The sequence below is a fragment of the Desulfatibacillum alkenivorans DSM 16219 genome (assembly GCF_900142135.1).
Taxonomy (GTDB): Bacteria; Desulfobacterota; Desulfobacteria; order Desulfobacterales; family Desulfatibacillaceae; genus Desulfatibacillum; species Desulfatibacillum alkenivorans.
In genome coordinates, this window is sequence record NZ_FQZU01000032.1 from 26262 (window position 1) to 44109 (window position 17848).

13 protein-coding genes are annotated in these 17848 nt (G+C 54.5%); 6 read left to right on the forward strand and 7 right to left on the reverse strand.

The genetic code is table 11. From position 1 onward, the window contains the following. Window positions 1-129: 129 nt before the first annotated feature. From BUE18_RS20370 to BUE18_RS20390, 5 genes are all read right to left on the reverse strand, one after another. The gene (locus BUE18_RS20370; protein WP_073478021.1) at window positions 130-2859 is read right to left on the reverse strand and encodes a hybrid sensor histidine kinase/response regulator; all 2730 of its coding nucleotides are present in this window, start codon (window positions 2857-2859) and stop codon (window positions 130-132) included. 274 nt (window positions 2860-3133) lie between these two features. Beyond that, a complete protein-coding gene (locus BUE18_RS20375; protein WP_073478022.1) occupies window positions 3134-4564 on the reverse strand; it encodes a sulfotransferase in 1431 nt (476 codons plus the stop codon). Then, window positions 4561-4770 carry a hypothetical protein gene (locus BUE18_RS20380; RefSeq protein WP_073478023.1) on the reverse strand — a complete coding sequence of 70 codons (210 nt, stop codon included), beginning with the start codon at window positions 4768-4770 and terminating at the stop codon, window positions 4561-4563. Before BUE18_RS20380 ends, BUE18_RS20375 begins: the two co-directional genes overlap by 4 nt. Before the next feature lie 17 nt (window positions 4771-4787). After that, complete coding sequence (locus tag BUE18_RS20385) at window positions 4788-6101, reverse strand: aryl-sulfate sulfotransferase (protein WP_073478024.1); 1314 nt, start codon at window positions 6099-6101, stop codon at window positions 4788-4790. A 307-nt stretch (window positions 6102-6408) separates the two neighbouring features. Beyond that, a complete protein-coding gene (locus tag BUE18_RS20390) occupies window positions 6409-7725 on the reverse strand; it encodes an aryl-sulfate sulfotransferase (protein ID WP_073478025.1) in 1317 nt (438 codons plus the stop codon). Between the two features lie 475 nt (window positions 7726-8200). Between BUE18_RS20390 and BUE18_RS20395 the strand changes: the two genes are divergently transcribed. Both BUE18_RS20395 and BUE18_RS20400 read left to right on the forward strand, forming a co-directional pair. Continuing rightward, window positions 8201-9589 carry a DUF362 domain-containing protein gene (locus BUE18_RS20395; protein WP_073478026.1) on the forward strand — a complete coding sequence of 463 codons (1389 nt, stop codon included), beginning with the start codon at window positions 8201-8203 and terminating at the stop codon, window positions 9587-9589. A 913-nt stretch (window positions 9590-10502) separates the two neighbouring features. Next, entirely contained in the window at window positions 10503-10781 is a 279-nt protein-coding gene (locus tag BUE18_RS20400) for a DUF3786 domain-containing protein (RefSeq protein WP_280173717.1), read from the forward strand. A 10-nt stretch (window positions 10782-10791) separates the two neighbouring features. Here BUE18_RS20400 and BUE18_RS20405 read toward each other — a convergent pair whose 3' ends face one another. Beyond that, a complete protein-coding gene (locus tag BUE18_RS20405) occupies window positions 10792-14115 on the reverse strand; it encodes a carboxyl transferase domain-containing protein (protein WP_073478028.1) in 3324 nt (1107 codons plus the stop codon). 98 nt (window positions 14116-14213) lie between these two features. After that, entirely contained in the window at window positions 14214-14408 is a 195-nt protein-coding gene (locus BUE18_RS20410) for a hypothetical protein (RefSeq protein ID WP_073478029.1), read from the reverse strand. 296 nt (window positions 14409-14704) lie between these two features. Here BUE18_RS20410 and BUE18_RS20415 point away from each other — a divergent pair, with 296 nt between their 5' ends. From BUE18_RS20415 to BUE18_RS20430, 4 genes are all read left to right on the forward strand, one after another. Further along, a complete protein-coding gene (locus tag BUE18_RS20415) occupies window positions 14705-15850 on the forward strand; it encodes an RNA ligase RtcB family protein (RefSeq protein ID WP_073478030.1) in 1146 nt (381 codons plus the stop codon). A gap of 29 nt (window positions 15851-15879) precedes the next feature. Beyond that, window positions 15880-16506, forward strand: a complete 627-nt coding sequence (gene prfH / locus BUE18_RS20420; RefSeq protein WP_073478031.1) for a peptide chain release factor H — start codon at window positions 15880-15882, stop codon at window positions 16504-16506. A gap of 345 nt (window positions 16507-16851) precedes the next feature. After that, the gene (locus BUE18_RS20425) at window positions 16852-17517 is read left to right on the forward strand and encodes a thermonuclease family protein (protein WP_073478032.1); all 666 of its coding nucleotides are present in this window, start codon (window positions 16852-16854) and stop codon (window positions 17515-17517) included. Between the two features lie 45 nt (window positions 17518-17562). After that, the gene (locus tag BUE18_RS20430) at window positions 17563-17757 is read left to right on the forward strand and encodes a response regulator (protein ID WP_073478033.1); all 195 of its coding nucleotides are present in this window, start codon (window positions 17563-17565) and stop codon (window positions 17755-17757) included. Window positions 17758-17848: the final 91 nt, after the last annotated feature.

Here is a 17848-nt window from a genome sequence, read left to right on the forward strand (position 1 = left end):
CGGGAGGAAAAAATAGTGATTCTATGGACTCAGATTACGGAAAGAAGGCCGTGGATTATTGAAAAAAATATGAATTTTTCAGCTCTTGAATAAACATTTTCAATGAAAAAATTTTACGTTCCGGCTTGATTATTTTTCCTGATCCAAAATGCTGCGGAGCATCTCCGCCAAGTCCTTTCGTAAAACCGGCTTTAGCAGATATCCTTCAATTCCAATGGCTTTTGCCACTTTTTCGTCGATTTTCTCGTTGAAGCCCGTGCAGATGACCGCAGGTATGTCAGGGCGTATGGCCGAAATCTCCTTTATAAGCAAGTCTCCGGTCATATGCGGCATGGTCATGTCCGTCATGACCAGATCGATTTCCGAGGAATTATGGCGAAAATGGTCCAAAGCATCCAGGCTGTTCGTAAAGCAGCATACTTCATAGCCCAGGCGATTCAACATTTTTCCCACGGTGTTGACCACAGGCTCTTCGTCATCGACCAGCATAATCCTCTCGTTGCCGGAAGGTATGCGCTCGCCGGGAGCAGCCAGGGCCTGTTCCTCCGACTTTTTCATTAAAGGAAGAAAAATATCGACCACGGTCCCTTTGCCGGGTTTGCTTTTGATTTTTATCTCTCCCCGGTGGTCCTTAATAATGCCATGAACCACGGCGAGCCCCAGGCCGGTGCCTTTTCCGGTTCCTTTTGTGGTGAAATAGGGCTCAAATATTCTATCCATTATAGCCGGATCCACGCCGACGCCGTTATCTGCAATGCTTATTAAGGCAAAGCGGCCGGGGGGCAGGTTATGATCGGTAAGATCCTCTTTTTCCAATCGGCATTCCCTGAGGCTGACAAAAATGGAGCCGCCCTGGTCCTGCACTGCATGGTACGCGTTTGTAATGAGGTTCATGACCACCTGATGCATCTGGGTGGGATCGGCCATAACCACGCCGCAGTCGGGCAATATATCGCTTGTGATTTCAATATCGGCGGGAATAGTTGACCGGCTAAGATTCACGGCTTCCTTCAAAACCTGTTGCAGCAGCGAAGGCTGTTTTTTGGGCTCCGCCTTTCTGCTGAAAGCCAGGATTTGTTTGACCAGTTCGCTGCCCCGTTTCGAGGCCTTAAAGATTTCGCGCACGCATTGCCATTCCGAACCGTCTTTGGGCAAGTCCTCCAATAAAAGTTCAGACATGCCTAGAATGGGAAACAGAAGATTGTTGAAATCGTGGGCTATGCCGCCGGCCAGAGTTCCAATGGATTCTATTTTCTGCGTCTTTTGAAGCTGCCTTTCAATCCGCCTTCTTTCGGTCATATCCACGATGACGCCCCGAAGGCCGGCGGGCTGATCGTTGGCGAAAATGGGGCTGGTATGGAATAGAACGGGAAAGGTGGAGCCGTCTTTGCGTATGGCCGTATACTCGTTGACGCCTACGCTTTTTCCAGCGAATTTGGCCAGGATGTTTTCCACGGCTTTGGGCCTGTCTTCCGGGCTGATCATATCCAGGCCGTTCAATCCGTTTTTGAAATCCTCCTCGGTGTAGCCGAACATTTTGTAGGCTTGACGGTTGACAAAGGTCAGCCTGATTTCCCCGTTGGTTTCAAAAACGGTTTCCGGCAGCATTTCCGAAAGCTCCCTGAACCGGGCTTCGCTTTTTTGCAGGGCCTGTTCAGCCTGCTTGCGTTCGGTGATGTCCGTTGCAAAGCCTTCAATAAGGAAGGCGCCGCCCTTGCGGGAAGCCGTAATCCGGGCGTCCATATTCAGCCATTTTTTTTCGCCGCCGGGCAGCTTGGCTTCGTACTCAAAATTCTTTACAGAGCCGTTTTTCTGCAGCAGTCGGATAAATTCCCGGCGCCTCTCGGGATCTGCATAAAGCTGTTCGCCCAGGTTGGAGTAATAGGCCAAAGCGCCTTCCACGGCGTCAAATCCCAGGATGCGGGCCATGGCGGTATTGCACAATGCCACCCCTCCCTTGGAATCCGTGCGGAAAATGCCCGCAGGAGCGTTTTCAAACAGGCTCCTGTATTTTTCCTCGCTCTCCTGCAGGGCGGCCTCCGCATTCTTGCGCGCCGTAATATCCCGGCTTACGCCGGAAAACGAGACGGGCTCTCCGTTTTCATTCCGCCGCATGACCGCGTTGATTTCCATCCATATGGCTTGACCGTTCCTGCTGCGATGGGGAGCTTCCAGCATTACCCTGTCCGGGCTGTTTTCATCCCGGATCAGTTTTCTGAAAACCGAGAGGACTTCTTCCCGTTCTTCAGGCGCGAAAAGGAGGTCTAATTTGCTTCCCATGGCTTCCTCCTGATTGTAGCCCAGGATTCGCGTCACGGATCTGGAGCAATAGGTGAAAACCATATCTGCAATGTCAAAGGTCCAGACGATGTCGTTGGAATCCTCCACGAGAAGCCGATACCTCTCCTCGCTTTCCAAGAGGATTTGTTCGGCCTTTTTTCTTTCGGTAATATCCTCCACAATTCCCACGCCGCCGCACACATCATTATCCCGGAATCGATAGGGCGAAAAGTGAACCCGGATGGGAGTCACTTTTTCGGCGGTCACGGACCGGTAATCCCCTTTATAATACCCTTGCCGGTTGTTTAACGCCTCTCTGACGGCGTGGACGAATTTTTCGTCCCGCAAGTGCAGCATATTAAGGCCGATTAAAGCCTTTTTACTGGAGCCGATGATTTGAACGAACATGTCGTTACAGGCAGTGATGACGCCTTCCTGGTTAAAATGCAGAAAGCCCAGGGGCGCGTTTTGAAAAATCAGGCGGTATTTTTCCTCGTTTTCCCTGCGGGAATCTGCAAAGGCCCGCTCCAATTCCCTGATGCGGGCCTCCAACTCTTCATATGTGGGTTTGCGGGACATGCTGTTTGCAGACTCCTGTCAAAACGCCGCACTTCGGCGCAGTCTATAATGGGAAAGAGGAAGCAGGGTCGTCTTTCCGCAAAAAGACATCTCCCTTTTTTCGAAAATGGACCCAAATATTCAATAATAGCGGATTCAAAACTGGGGGTCAAAGAAATTTGTTGTGATTTCAGGGGCCGTGATACGTATTTGCTGCATCAAAATTGGAAGCCTTTGGAATGCGTATAGGGAAGTAAAGCCGTTTTTCCCAAAAGCATAAGCGTTTTGAATTCGCCTAAAGCGCTTGCGTCAACCAGCTTCCCTTTTCACGCAGTTGCAGATAGAGGGATTCCGCGTTGGCCAGCAGGACCGGGTCGTATGGGTCGAGAACCTTCCGGACTCCGCTGCGGATGGGGTTCTGCCTCCCCATGGGCTGCGTAATTTTCGCCATTTTTCCCAAATTTTCCAAGGCGGTCGCGGGGTTTTTACACAGGTCTTCGTAGCAGACCAGGCGCGCATTCACATCGTTGCTTTTAGGATAAAGAAACCCATAGGCGTCTATCCACAACCGCAGCCAATAGTCCAGGGCAAGGGGGGCGCCTTTGGCTTGCGCCTCTTCAGAAAACCGGAACGGGCGATGACCGCCGCCGAACTCATGGTGGGCCAGCCAGATCATGTACTTCAGGGCGAAAGCGTCCTGCTTCTGGCTTTTGAGGAACAGGCGATGCTGGTTCATCAAAGAGGCTGCGTGCGTTAAAGGATGGCGAAATGGAATGAGGATGACCGCGTTGGGAAAGGACTCCCGAACGGCGTCCAGCCGCAGGATATTATTATTATTTTTGGATAGGTACCTGCCTTCGGCGTTTTCATGGGCGCAAAGAATGGAGGCGATGTAAGCCCGGAATTTTTCCACGGTTTCCTTATCCGCCTGCATGGGGGAAAGGTGGTCGGAATGGAGGTATTTTTCAGCGCAAAAGGTTTTCCAAAAGACTTCCTCCAGGGCTTCCGGGCTGTCAAAATCCACCAGAACGCCGTCTTTGTGGGCGCGCTCCTTTTTTTCCATGTCTTTTCTGGAGCCGGCGCTCAGCTTCTTCCACAAGTTAGGCGCCAGAACAAAGGGCATGTCCCGATAGGTGAGGGAGCAAAAATCCCCGCTTTCGTACAAAAGCCGCATGAGCAGGGTGGTGCCGGCCCTGGCCAGGCCCGAGACGAATACGTGCCCCCTCTGATCGTCCGGCTTGCATTTTACGGAGGCCTGCTCCACGTCGAACGAAGCTTCGCGTATGATCCGGGGCCCCAAAGCAAGGTGATGCAGCAGCCTGGACGAGGCGGAATAGTCCTGATTTTCCTTGCCTGAGGATCTGAATGCAAGGCGTATAGGCAGATATGCGACGGAAAGAACCGTGGAGAATATCAGGCCCTTGGGGCTGATGAAAAAGGGAGGGATCGCCGGATCAAGGCGGCCGCCCAGATAGTACAATAAAAGAGCGGGGGTGAAGATCAGAAAAATCAATCCTCCCAGCTTGAGGGAGGCGGCGAACATTCTGCCGGCATAATAAAGCAGGAGTTTTTCCTTCCAATGGTCCGAAACCCCTTTTCGGTTTACGGTCCCCAACGAAACCGTCATGCATTCCTGCACTCGCCCCGCCGTTTTTTCTATGTGCACAATCAGGGCGATTTCTATGCAAATTGCAATACACAGGCTTACGGCGAGGTAGGGAATCACTGTTCTTCCTTTTTCCTTTTGATTTTTCTAACCAGTCTTTTGATGGGATACCAAAGCACAGCAAACAAAGCCAGCAAAATAGAGGCTAATACGCCCAAAATGGTGCCAATGGCGCCCAACCCCAGGCCCGGCCCTACGTAGGCGTAGGCATTGGTCGACGCCAGCAGAAAGAACAAAACCAAAAAAAAGAGTGGAAGTTTCCTCATAATAGCTCCTTGCCTTATTACCGGCTTTTGGTGCATGCGGATTCAAAGCGCTTGTAACTCTCTTCATCCACAAAATAGGCGTTTACTATGGTTAAATCAAGGGCGTTGAAACGATTCACAAACCGCGACAAAACACCTCCGCTTTCGTCCAGGTGATAGAACTCCGAGTGGTTGGCCAAAAACAGCAAGGATCCGTCATCCAGAAAGCTGTAATTGCCGGTCCAGGTTCTGTGCCAGCGGAAGTCTTTTCCATCCGCCAGGATGGTGCGTTCCTTGTCGAAATTGACATATTCGATGGTGCTGTGCCGGAAGTTGGTCCGGTTATTGTAAACGGTTATGCCGTCCGGCCTCCAGAGGGGATAATGCTGGCGATTGAAATGGTCGATCCACAAAACCCTGGCTGTTTTGGGATCCACGACCATGACCGTATCAATATGCCTGAAGCTCAGCAACAGGGCGTCCGGAGGAAACAGCGGGCACACCCCTTTGTTAACGGAAACCGTGTTGGGATGGTACGGGTCTCTCCCCCGGAAATATCCCGTCTTTTGGGCGAGATTCGGGTCTTTGTCGTCAACGGCCGACGTCTCCCGGGCTTCCTCAAAATACCGGAATTCGTCCGTAAGGGGCATACGGAGTTCCACCACGTCAGGATTGTTCATGACCAGATCGATCATCCTGAGGATCGTGGTCACGGATTGATCCTTCTTATCCACAGACACCACGGTGTCCCATCTCCAAAGATAGAGCTTGTCTCCCCATTCGTCCATCTCATGGTGAAAACCGCTGGGCGGAATCTCCCATTTAAGATCCCCGCACCATGAATAGCATCGAAGCGCGTCCGAGTTATTGGTGATCAGGTCTCCTTCCCGGGATATGAATATGCGCCTGGACTCCTTGCTCTGGCCTAAAAAGGGCAAATGCCAGGACCGGACCACATCGCCCTTGTGGTCAATAAGAATGGCGTAAGGCGCCAGGCCGTTCGAGGCTGCTTTAAAAATCCCGTACACCATATAGTATCCGCTTGTTTTTTCGGTAAAAAAAAGCGGCAATCCTTTTTGCTCCGGATCGAAGAAATCCGGGGACAAGGGCTTTCCGTTTGCAAAGCCCGGGTGGTTGTCCGCCTCGAACTGGGCGGTGTCTTCCTTGAATTCAGCCACAACCCTGCGCGCCAGCGGCGTGTCGTCAAAGGGGTCGCCTTTGACGAAGTTCTCCACCGTAATAAGGAAGCCGTCTATCAGGCTCCAGGGAAAAATGTGGTATCTGGCGGACAGGAAGCCCCAGGAAAACAGAAAGACGACGATTAAATACCACAATGCGATTTTTGATTTCATGCTTGGAAAACCATCTGAAAACAGCGGATAGGTCCTTTCACATCATTGAGGGTATAATGCCGCCGGTCCGGGCCTTTATGTTCAAACCAATTGCCTTTGCCGCCTGTTTGGGCCCCGGAAGGCGCGGGGATGCCTGTTTAGGAGCGATTCGAACACTGAACGGGTTACCACAGGGCGCCTGAAAAAGCAAACGCCCGGCCGGGTTTTTCGGGCTTGTGAACCGGCCTTGCGCGCACTTTCCAAAGGCCGTCTTCCCCCCAAGACGCTTGCCATGCCAACCCGCTGTGTATCCAGGCCGGCAGGGGGATTATTCCACCAGGGGCCCCCCGGATTCCAAGCGTTGGTAAGTCGCTTCGTCAATATAAAAAACATTGGCCACATGCAGCAATTTCGAGTTATGCCGGTTGACGAACCGGGAAATGACCTCTCCTTCCTTGCTCAGGTGGTAGAATTCCGGTTCGTTGGCTACAAAAAGGATCGACCCGTCATCAAGAATCGCGTGATTTCCCGTGGCGTAGCGGTCGAAGGCGTAATCCTTGCCGTCCACCAAAATTTTCCTTTGCTTCTTGTCAAAACTTAAATACTCGATGGTGGAGTATTGAAAATGGGGGCGATTATTATAGACGGTAATCCCATCAGCCTCCCAACGGGGGCTATGCTGACGATCAAAATGCGCCTCCCACAAGACTTTCGCCGTGTTCTGGTCCACCACAAAAACCGTGTCGATATGCCGCATGCTAATCAGCAGAGCATCCTTTGGAAAGAGAGGACAGACGTCCCCGTTAACGGCGGCGTGATTTTGGTGGTATGGGTCTTCATAGCGAAAAGCGACCTTTTTCTTGGCCAGATCCGGGTCCTTTCCGTCAAAGGCAATGGTTTTTTTATGTTTTTCCATGTACTGGAACTTTTCGTTCAGCGGGATTCGCAACGACGCCACGTCCGGATTGCTCACAACCAACTCGCCCATGGTAAGGAGGGTGGCTATTGATTGATCCTCCAGGTCCACGGAGACCACGGCATCCCCTCTCCAGAGATAAATTTTGCCGTCATACTCCTCCATTTCATGATGAAAATTACTTATGGGGAGCTCCCATTTTAAATCGCCTTGCCAGGAGTAGCACCTAAGAGCTTCCGAACAGTTTGTGAGCAGGTTCCCGTTTTTGGTAATCAGCAGCCTTCTGACCCCTTTGCTGTCGTCCAGGAAAGGAACGCTTAAAGAGCGTTTCACATTGCCGTTAACGTCAATAAGAATTGCGTATGGGCCGAGCTTGCCTTCAGCAGGGTCGAAAACCCCATAAATCAGATAATAGCCTTCCGTCTTTTTTGTGGAAAATAAGGGGAGGCCTGTTTGGCCGGGATCGAAAAAATCGGGGCTCAGAGCAGCCCCCTCAGGAAAATCGGCGCAGAACTCCGCTTCGAACTGGGAGGTTCGCTCCACAAACTCCGCAATGATTCTTTCCGTCATGGGCGTGTCGTCGAAAGGGTCGCTTTCAATGAATTTTTCTATTTTTATAATCTTCTTACCTATTAAATTCCAAGGGAAAAACTGATACCGGGCAACTAAAAAGCCCCAGGAAAAAAAGAGGACGGCAATCAAATAAAACAGGGCGATTTTAAATTTCATATACCAGCTTTCAATCCAAACAATGTACGATCCCTCTGCATTGTTTTAAAGGCCAAAGATAACTGAGCGGCAAAACGCAAGATAAACGGCAATATATGAGGCCCGAAAACATGAGGCTTGGCGGCCTTCTTGCTTTTTCAGGCTAATGGCGGCAAGGGTCTATTCAGGGCTCCAATTAACACACCCTTGCCAAAATTGCAAATTTACACCGGCCGATCAAAATATTCCTTTTGAAAAACAACAGGTTCTCTGAAATACACAATAATTGCCCATTTTGCCGCTTGCATCCGGCCTCCATGAAAGGTATTCTGCGCCTATGGAAAACAGGCCTCGTTGACACGGAGGGAGGGGCCGCACCGTTTTTCCTTATCTTCAGAAACTCGTCCAAATGTTTACAATTCGCCTATCGCCGCGCCGCTCCGGGAGTCTGGCTGCGCCCCTAATGGCTTGGCATAATTTTCAGGAGGCCCTTTGCATGAGCAATACCGTTATTGTCAGGCGCTGCGAGGAATACGACCGTGAAGCTATCGGCGCGATACTCAAGCAGGGCATGGAGATGCTTCAGTACAGGCCCAGCGGCAAGGTTTTCGTCAAACCCAATGTGGTGTTCGCGTTTCGTTCCGAGATTTTTGGAGGCAATGCATTTACGGCGCCGCCCTTTGTGGGGGCCTGCCTTTCCACCCTGGCCGCCGCCCCGAAAGTTGACCGGGTGGACATGGGGGAAAACTGCGCCGTGGGCATGCCCACCCGGCTGAATTACAAGCATGCGGGATATTATGAGGAAGTGAAAAACGTGCGGTCCCATGCGCCCACGCCCGTGGGAATCTTCTGCATGGACGAAGTGTTGCGGGACTCCGTGTTTGTGGGCGGAAACGTGCACGACAACCTGCGCATTTCCCGAAAAATGGCCAGGGCGGACTCCAAGGTTTATCTGCCCAAGCTCAAAGGCCATTGCGTCAGCAACATGACCGGCGCCGTCAAACTGAACATCGGAATTTGCTCGGACGACGAACGGGCCATCCGCCACGATTTTTTGTTGAACGAAAAGATTGTGGATTTGCTCACCCCCGGCTACCCGGACTTCATCGCCATGGACGCCATTGACGTGGGCGTGGGCAACGAGGCCTTTCCCTCCCCAAGAAAGCTGGGCCTCATCCTCATGGGCGACAACCCCCTGGCCGTGGACCTCATCGGCTCCCGCCTGCTGGGCTGCGGCCCGGAAAACGTGCCTTACCTCAAGCTGGCCATCGAAAGGGGCTACACGCCCGGCGCCATCGGGGACGTGGACCTTGTGGGGGATATAACCACAATCGAGGCTCTGGACAAGCACGCAGAGCGGATTCATCCCTATGACGATGAATTTCACCGTTGGCAGGACGTGAACAAGGAGCTGGACCGGCTGAAGTCGCCCCTACGCTTCTATTTCGGCCCCTACCGCCATCAGCCGCCCAAAAAATGCCAGACGGGCTGCGTTATGGGCGTGAAGATGTTTTTGGGCTCCATGGAAAAATTCGCGGGCGCCGAGGCTTTCGCCAAGGCCAACCCCGTGGTCATGGTGGTGGGCCGGATCGACGAAACCATCGACGCCAAAGGCGCGGACGTCTTTCTGATCGGGTCCTGCGCCAAAGCGAGCGTCGTCAACGCCCGCAAGATAAAGCATTTCGACAAATGCTTCACCACGGCCAGCGACCTGAACCTGGGTATGGCCCATAAACTGGGCATGCCGAGCGTCACAACCAATTTGTCCACCATGCTGCCCATTGTGGGGGGCATGGCCGCCGCCTCGTTCATGAAGCTCATTAACGGAAGGTACTTTCAGGACATAAGCCACTTTATGACCAAACATCTGGAGCGGAGGGTTTAAGGACCGGAGCGCATGCGACCAAAAAAAAATGCCTCCGGCGGGTCGCTTTTTGTAAAAAGCTCCGCAAAAACCTTTAAATCTTGGGAGACGCGGAAGACGGGAGCGTTTTGGCTGACGGCAAGGGCTGCGGCAGGTCCCCCGGATGGCGAGCCCACCCTCTGAACAAGATCCTACCAGGCCTGGAAAGAAATGCCCGTCAAAAACCGATAAGGCAGTGCGCCCCATTAAGAGGTCTTCCGAGCGCCGACGTTCCTCGGGCGACGCTAATTTCGTAGGTTGGGTGGAGCTTGCGAAACCCAACAAATACAGGCGCGAAGCAGTATCCTGCCAGTGTGCGAAGCATTCTTTGTTCGGGTAGGGTTGATTCCTTTGCCTTGGTTTACAACAGGCCCCTGCCTTATGAAAAAGAGTCCTTACGGACCCCGGCAGCACACTACGCTGCCGCGGGCATCCAAAGAACAAAAGACAATGACTCTGGGTCCCCGCGTTCGCGAGGATGACGGACTTAATCGGCCGGAATCCCGCCTTTGGCCTGCCCTTTTTCCTGCCTGTATTGGACGCCGCTTGCTGCGCCCGCGTAGGGGTGATCCTTGTGATCGCCCTTAAGGATGACGGGCAACGGGGTAATCATTATCGGTTGGAGAGGGCGCCGTCCTCCCTGACGGCGCCCTCTCCATCCGCATTTGTCCCCGTATTTTTATTCGAATGTCAAAGACCTTGCCCAGTACAGAAATCGGAAAAAACCGCTTCCCTGCGTGCGGGCGAAAACCGGAATTATATGTTTCAGGCCCCTTTCGGGTGGCTTGCCAACCAGTCCAAAAGCCTCAAATATCTTATAAAATCAATATTCTACAGAGTTTCTTGATTTCTTAAACACCTCCCTTAAAGTCGCCGTCCCTTAAAGTCCCTGGAACTGCCCATTGCACGGCGATTCACCGGAAAAACGGATGAACTGATGGCCGCTGCAAAATTTCTGGGCGGCCGCAGGGAAGGGGAGGCTGGCATGGGCGGCCTCAGCCTGGTTTTTGAAACGCTTCCCCACATACTGGTGCAAATCGTGTTTTACGACCGGGACGAGGAGTTTCCCGCCCGGGCCATCGTCCTGTTTGACGCCAACGCAACAAAGCTCATAGACTTTGAATCCCTGGCCGTTCTGGCTACCATTTTCATCCGAGATCTGGTCAACCGTTAGCAATGGTTCGCTACCAGACGTCGATGTTGGGCCGCTTTTTGCCCTGGCGTTTTTCCGGCTTGGGCATGGATTTGAAGCCCCGCATGATCCAGGCCCTGGTTTCCGCCGGATCGATCACCCCGTCGATTTCCAAGAACGAAGCCATGTTGGTGGCCTTACCGTGCTCGTAGGCGGCGGCGACCATGGTTTCGAACAGGGCTTGCTTTTTCTTGGGATCGTCTACGGCGTCCAGTTCCTTTTTGAATCCCAGGCGCACGGCGCCCTCCAGGCCCATGCCGCCGAACTCGCCCGTAGGCCAGGCTATGTTAAACACCGGGCTGTGATATCCCCCGCCCACCATGGCCATGGCGCCCAGGCCGTAGCCTTTGCGCAGCACCACCGAGAATATGGGGATGGTCACGCTGGCGCCCGTGTTGAACATCCGGCAGAAGTGGCGCACCTGGGCGGTTTTTTCCGCCTCCGGCCCCACCATAAATCCGGGGGTGTCGGATAAGGCGATCATGGGAATGTCAAAGGCGTCGCACAGTTGCATGAATCTGGCGGCCTTGTCGGCGGCGTCCGCGTCAATGGCGCCGCCCAGGTGCATGGAATTGTTTGCGGTCAGGCCGAAGGGCTGGCCTTCGATGCGCACCAGAGCGGTGAGGATTCCCACGCCGAAATCCGGCCTTAATTCCAGCACCGACCCTTCATCGGCCAGGGTATGGACCACCTTGCGGATGTCGTAGGATCGAAGCCGGTTTTCCGGGATGCATTTGCGTAAAAGCCTCTGATCCGCGCAATCCCACGCCTCCACCGCGCCCTGGAAGTACGATAGATATTGCTTGGCCGCCTCCACGGCGTGAAATTCGTCCTCCGCCACGATGTCCACCACTCCGTTGGGGGATTGGATTTCGATGGGGCCGATTTCATCGGGATGGCAAACGCCCAGGCCGCCGCCTTCGATCATGGCAGGGCCGCCCATGCCGATGTTGGAGTATTTCGTGGCGATGATCACGTCGCAGCAGCCCAAAAGAGCCGCGTTGCCCGCAAAGCAGCGGCCCGAAACCACGCCCACCACCGGCGCCAGGCCGCTCAGCCCGGCGAACTCCGTAAAGGTGTGCAGGTCCAAACCGGCTACGGTCAGGGTCATGGCGTCCACGTCGCCGGGCCGTCCTCCGCCGCCTTCGGCGAATAGCACCAGAGGCAGCTTCCAGTCCCTGGCCAGGCTCAACATGCGGTCCGTCTTTTTATGGTTGAAAAGCCCCTGGGTTCCGGCCAGAACCGTAAAGTCGTAGGCCAACACCGCGCACCGGGCCTGATCCGGGCCGAACAAATCGCCGTTGATATCGCCAATGCCTGTAATCATGCCGTCGGCCGGGGTGCGTTCCATGAGTTGATCCGGCGTGAATCGCGTGCGCTGGGCCGCCAGAGCCAAGGCGCCGTATTCAATGAAGCTGCCCGGGTCGGTCAGATGATCGATGTTTTCCCGGGCGGTCCGCTGTCCGGTTTTCCGTCGGCGCTCCACCGCCTGGGGCCGGGCTTCGTCCATGAGGGCCTTGTGGCGCTCCAGAACCTCGGCCAGATCCGGACGCACGGCGTCCAGGTCCGCGTCCTCTTCGCTTTCCAGGCCTGCGGCGTCCACGTCCATGGGCTCCAGAAACATCAACGGCTGGCATTCAGCCAGGGTTTCGCCCGGCTCCGAACAAATCCAGCGCACAAGGCCGCTCACCGGCGCCTTGATCAGATGCTGCATTTTCATGGCTTCCAAAATGGCTACGGCCTGACCCTCGCAGACCATGTCTCCTTCCGCGGCTTCAAACTGCACCACCGTCCCCTGCATGGGCGCTTCCACAGGCTCCGTGTTTTCCGGCCCCTGAACCTCCTTAAAGCGAACCACGCTGCCGGGCATGAAGGAGTGTTCCTTTGGCGCCTCAAAATACAACTGCGGGTGCCCGGCGTTTTCAGCACCTGTCAGGGTTTTTAGATTATCCTCGATAAACCGGGTGCTGATTTGATTGCTCGTCATGTCAGGATGGATCAGCAGATTTTGCAGCAGGGGAACGTTGGAGGCGACGCCGTCAATATGGAACTCGCACAAGGCCCGATACGCCTTGGCCATTGCGTCGGCAAAATTTCGCGACCGGGAGTGGACTGTCAGCTTGGCCAGCAAAGAGTCGAAATTGGGATTGATTTCATACCCCGGATAACCCGCGGCATCCACCCGCACGCCCGGGCCGGTGGGGGGATTGAAATGCTCCAGGCGTCCGCCGGAAGGCCGCACCTCGCCGTTTTCCAAAATGGTTTCCGCATTGATCCGGCATTGCAAGGCGTATCCCAAAGGCTTGGGAACGTCGTTTTGCTCCAGACCCAGGTCCGCAAGGCTTTGACCGGCCGCAATTTGGATTTGAGCCTGAACCAGATCCACACCCGTGACTTCTTCCGTAACCGTGTGCTCCACTTGCAAGCGGGGATTCACTTCCATGAAGAAAAAGGCATTCTCCGGCGCCGCTGCGTCCGCGTCCACCAAAAACTCAAAGGTGGCCAGGCTTTTCAACCTGACCGTTTCCGCCATTTTCAGAGCCGCTTTCAGCAGCAGGCTTCGCAACTCCTCGGTCAACGCCGGGCTGGGGGCGAATTCCACCACTTTCTGGTTGCGCCGTTGCAGGCTGCATTCCCGCTCCCATAAATGGGTCACCGCGCCGGTCCCGTCGCCCATGACCTGGATTTCAATATGCCGGGCCCGGGGGATCAAACGCTCCACGTAAAGATCGCCCGCTCCGAATGCCGCCTGGGCTTCGGACCGGCAAACCCAGTACGCCTCTTCCAACCCGGCGGGATCGTAAACCGGACGCATGCCCCGTCCGCCTCCGCCGGAAACCGCTTTGATCATCACCGCCCCGTCTTCTCCCAAGCCGTTCATGAAGGACCGGACCTCTTCCAGGGAGGTGGCGCCCATGGTTCCGGGCAGCAGGGGAACGCCGCATTCCTTGGCCAAAAGCCGGGCCTGGGTTTTGTCTCCAAACAAGCGCAGGTTTTCCGGGGAAGATCCGACAAACACAAGGCCCGCTTCCGCGCATTTTGCGGCGAAGCCGGCGTTTTCGCTTAAAAACCCATAGCCCGGATGAATGGCCGCACACCCCGTTTGTTGGGCGGCTTTCAATATGGCGTCCCTATTCAGATAGGCGGCCGCTCCTCTGCCGTTTAATGCAATGGCCTCGTCCGCCATGCGGATATGCAGGGAGGCGCCGTCGTCCTGGGAGTAAACCGCAACCGTTGGAATCTTCAATGCGCCTGCTGCGCGAAAAATGCGAACGGCGATTTCGCCTCTGTTCGCCGCAAGAATTTTTAAAGGCATCTGAATTTCGCGTCCTTTCCTGACAGGGAGTTCCATTTCGGTTTTATGGTTTTATTGATGTCTTTCGAAGGACTTTCAGGCATGATGCGATCCGTATTCTACAGGTTTACACGACCGGAGAAAACCTTTTTCTTGGCCCAGGAGCAGATCAACGGCCTGCAAATTTCAGCTTGACAGGGAATTCCGTGCGGTTTATGAGAGCCTTCCTTGCCTGGAATTGTCTCAGGCTTACCTTTAACTTTTTCTTCACCAAAGGAGGCGACCATGATTGCACACAATTCTACCAAGACCATGGCAGGCCTCCGTCCAGCCGCATAAGTTTTTTGGATGCGGCCGGCCCGGCCTTTACAAAAATTTCATGTATAATAGATAGTTCTGAATGCATTCCCACGCAAAGCATGGGAGCGAAGAACTGATTCCGAACAGATCAAAGCCATGGGGCTTTGACGCCACTGGCGGAATTTCGGGGGACATGACCATATCTCGGTTTAGACGAGTAATAAGTCATTTAAATTAATGAGATAAGTATCGTGTCCCCCCGGAATGGATCACCTGCGGAATTCTAAAACAACATATACAGGAATACTGCATGATTATATTGAACGAAGCATCGCCCAGGGTGGTTTTATGCGTCAGCAGCAAGGAGCAGGTGGAAGGCGAGGCCCTGGCTCAGCTTATGTCCGGCGCCGGTCTGCCGGGCGTGGTCCACGCCGCCGGGTTGGCTGACATCCATCCCGGCATGGGTTTGCCTGTGGGCGCGGCTTATCTCATGGAAAACATGGTATATCCGCATATTCCGGGCACGGACGCCGGCTGCGGCGTGGGCCTGTGGAGAACCAGCCTCAAGCCCGGCAAGATCAACCTGGACCGCTGGAGTAAAAAACTGAACGGCCTGGACGATCCCTGGGATGGAGATACGGTGGAGTGGCTGGCCGAATTCGGCGTGGAAGCCTCGGAGCCTGATCCCGGCTTGGGAACCATCGGCGGCGGCAATCATTTCGCCGAGTTGCAGCAGATCGACCAGGTTTTTGACGCGGACAGGGTGAAGGACCTGGGCTTGAAAAAGCGGGACGTGGTTTTGCTGGTCCACACGGGATCGCGGGGCTTGGGCAGCGCCTTGTTCTGGGAATACGCCAACGAAGGCGGCGCCCAAGGCCTTCCGGGAGACTCCGGGCAAGCCAGGGAGTTTATGGAGAAGCACGCCAGGGCGCTGGACTGGGGCAGGGCCAACCGGGCTTTGGTTGCGCGGCGTTTTTTATCCTGCCTGAGCGCCAAGGAAAGCCTTGTTGCGGACGTTTGCCACAACTCGGTGGAAAAGGTTGACCTGAGTAGTAAGGAGTTTTTCCTGCACCGGAAAGGCGCGGCTGATGCAACACAAGGGCCTTTTGTCATTCCGGGATCGCGGGACGCTTTCAGCTATTTGGTCGAGCCCTTGGGGGATCAAAGGGAAAACGCGTTTTCCCTGCCTCATGGGGCGGGCCGCAAATGGCCCCGGGGCCATTGCAAGGCCCGGCTGTCCTCCAAATACGGGAAAAGCGACATGACCCACACCAAACTGGGAGGCCGGGTGATTTGCCATGACTCCGCCCTGCTGTGGGATGAGGCGCCTCAGGCGTACAAGGACATCGAAAAAGTGATGCAGGAGCTTGAAAAGCACGACATGGCCAGGCCGGTCGCCCGGCTGCGGCCCCTCATAACCTACAAGACGAGAACCAAAAACAGGCAGGGGCGCTAAGCCCCGGGCTTTTTAAGGAAGATTATTTTTTGAAGAAATACCTAACCATTACATCCGGCCGCGGCCCGGCGGAATGCCAGTGGGCTGCGGCAAGGGTCAGGGACCGGCTGGTCAAGGAGGCGGGGGAACGCAGGATCCCCGTGGAAATTCGGGAAAGCATCCCCGGCGACAACCTCGGCGATATCCGTTCCTGCCTGCTGATTCTGGATAAGGAAAAGGCTCGGGATTTTTTAAAATCCTGGGAGGGAACCGTCCTGTGGATCGGGCAAAGCCCTTACAGGCCCCAGCATAAGCGGAAAAACTGGTACGTGGGGGTGACCGCCGGCGATGCTCCGCCCGGCCGTGATATCAGCATGGAGGACGTGCGGGTGGACGTCATGCGCGCCAAAGGCCCTGGCGGCCAGCACGTGAACAAGACTTCCAGCGCCGTGCGCATGGTTCATGAGCCCACGGGGATTTCCGCCATGGCGGGCAATCGCCGCAGCCAGGCAAGAAACCGCAGGGAAGCGGAAAAAATGCTGGAGCAGCGTTTGTCCGAACAGCAAACCCAGGCGGAAAAGCAGGATGAAACCGCCAGATGGACTAACCATAACCAATTGGAGCGGGGCAATCCGGTCCGCACCTTTGAAGGCAAGAAGTTTCGGGAGCGGAAATAACTCCCATCTCCTGACTTTGTCCTTCCTCCATTTCGGGGGAAGGGCAAACCTCCAACACCGGCTGACAATCCTTTGGAAAAGGTTTTGAACAAAACGCCCGAATCCTGATATAAGCATTACCGCACCTTGTTTGAAACGCACGATTTTGATGAGCGGAAAAAGCAGTTGAAAAAGTTTTCTTGATCAACCCGGGATGTATCGCAAGCCTCCAGGCAAGCCCTTTCCTGCAGCGTCAAGTTGTTGCTCCTGCCTGCAACCTCATTAGATCGGGTATTTTCTGATTTCAGTTCCCATTCATGTTGAATGAAGTCGCTGATTGTTCTTTCTCTGCGGGAGTTGCATTAGATGTTCCAAAAAAGATGTTCGGCTGTACTGGTTTGGGCGTGGGTTGTTTTTTGTTTGTCAGCCAGCGTTGCGTGGGGATTTGAGGGAAAGGTGGTGGGCGTCTCGGACGGAGACACCATCAAGGTTCTCGACCACGGGAGAATGGTCAAGATCAGGATTTACGGGGTGGACGCCCCGGAAAAAAAGCAGGCTTTCGGAGCGAAGGCCAGGGAGTTCACTCAATCCCTGGTCGCGGGAAAAATCGTTCGGGTGGAGCCCCTGGATACGGATCGATACGGCCGGATCGTAGGCATGGTCTACACGCTTGACGGCCAATGCCTGAACGAGGAAATCGTCAAGGCGGGCTTCGCCTGGGTGTACAACCAATATTGCAAGCAGGATTTCTGCCCGGATTGGCGGAGCTTTCAGGCTTCGGCCAAGGCCGGGCGCATGGGATTGTGGGCCGATCCCCAGCCCATGGCGCCCTGGGACTACCGCCGCGGCGGCAAAAAACTGGTCGCCTCCAAAACGGCGCCAGCCGGGACCTATTCGGGCAACGTGAAGTCCGGCGTGTTCCACGCTCCGGGATGCAAATACCATGATTGCAGGAATTGCACGATATCCTTTCCAAACCGGAACGCGGCTATTCAGGCCGGATACCGCCCCTGCGGGCTTTGCAATCCCTAAGGAGGTGCAGGGCGCGCATGCTGCTTCCTTGAACAATGAGCTTCCATGAATCACGTTACTGCATGGGATTTCAACAGACGCTTGGGCTATACAACTATTTCCGCCGAAAGCGGCAGCCATGCTTTGGAAATTCTTGAAGAGGATAGAACGCCCATCGACCTGCTTTTTACGGACGTGATTATGCCGAAAATGAACGGCAAGGAGCTTTTTGGCGGAATCGATGCAATCCCCCCAAGGTAAAAGTCTTGAGCATTTCCGGCTGCATTGGCGACCTAATCGTCCATCACGGCATACTGGACGAAGGCGTTTTTATCTTCCCAAGCCGTTCAGC

Bases quoted from the DNA above. Each gene is read 5' to 3' on its own strand.
- BUE18_RS20405 (WP_073478028.1), bottom strand. From the start codon at position 14,115: ATGCCTTTAAAAATTCTTGCGGCGAACAGAGGCGAAATCGCCGTTCGC.
- BUE18_RS20430 (WP_073478033.1), top strand. From the start codon at position 17,563: ATGAATCACGTTACTGCATGGGATTTCAACAGACGCTTGGGCTATACA.
- BUE18_RS20385 (WP_073478024.1), bottom strand. From the start codon at position 6,101: ATGAAATCAAAAATCGCATTGTGGTATTTAATCGTCGTCTTTCTGTTT.
- BUE18_RS20370 (WP_073478021.1), bottom strand. From the start codon at position 2,859: ATGTCCCGCAAACCCACATATGAAGAGTTGGAGGCCCGCATCAGGGAA.
- BUE18_RS20390 (WP_073478025.1), bottom strand. From the start codon at position 7,725: ATGAAATTTAAAATCGCCCTGTTTTATTTGATTGCCGTCCTCTTTTTT.
- BUE18_RS20410 (WP_073478029.1), bottom strand. From the start codon at position 14,408: ATGGTCTTGGTAGAATTGTGTGCAATCATGGTCGCCTCCTTTGGTGAA.
- BUE18_RS20395 (WP_073478026.1), top strand. From the start codon at position 8,201: ATGAGCAATACCGTTATTGTCAGGCGCTGCGAGGAATACGACCGTGAA.
- BUE18_RS20380 (WP_073478023.1), bottom strand. From the start codon at position 4,770: ATGAGGAAACTTCCACTCTTTTTTTTGGTTTTGTTCTTTCTGCTGGCG.
- BUE18_RS20425 (WP_073478032.1), top strand. From the start codon at position 16,852: ATGTTCCAAAAAAGATGTTCGGCTGTACTGGTTTGGGCGTGGGTTGTT.
- BUE18_RS20415 (WP_073478030.1), top strand. From the start codon at position 14,705: ATGATTATATTGAACGAAGCATCGCCCAGGGTGGTTTTATGCGTCAGC.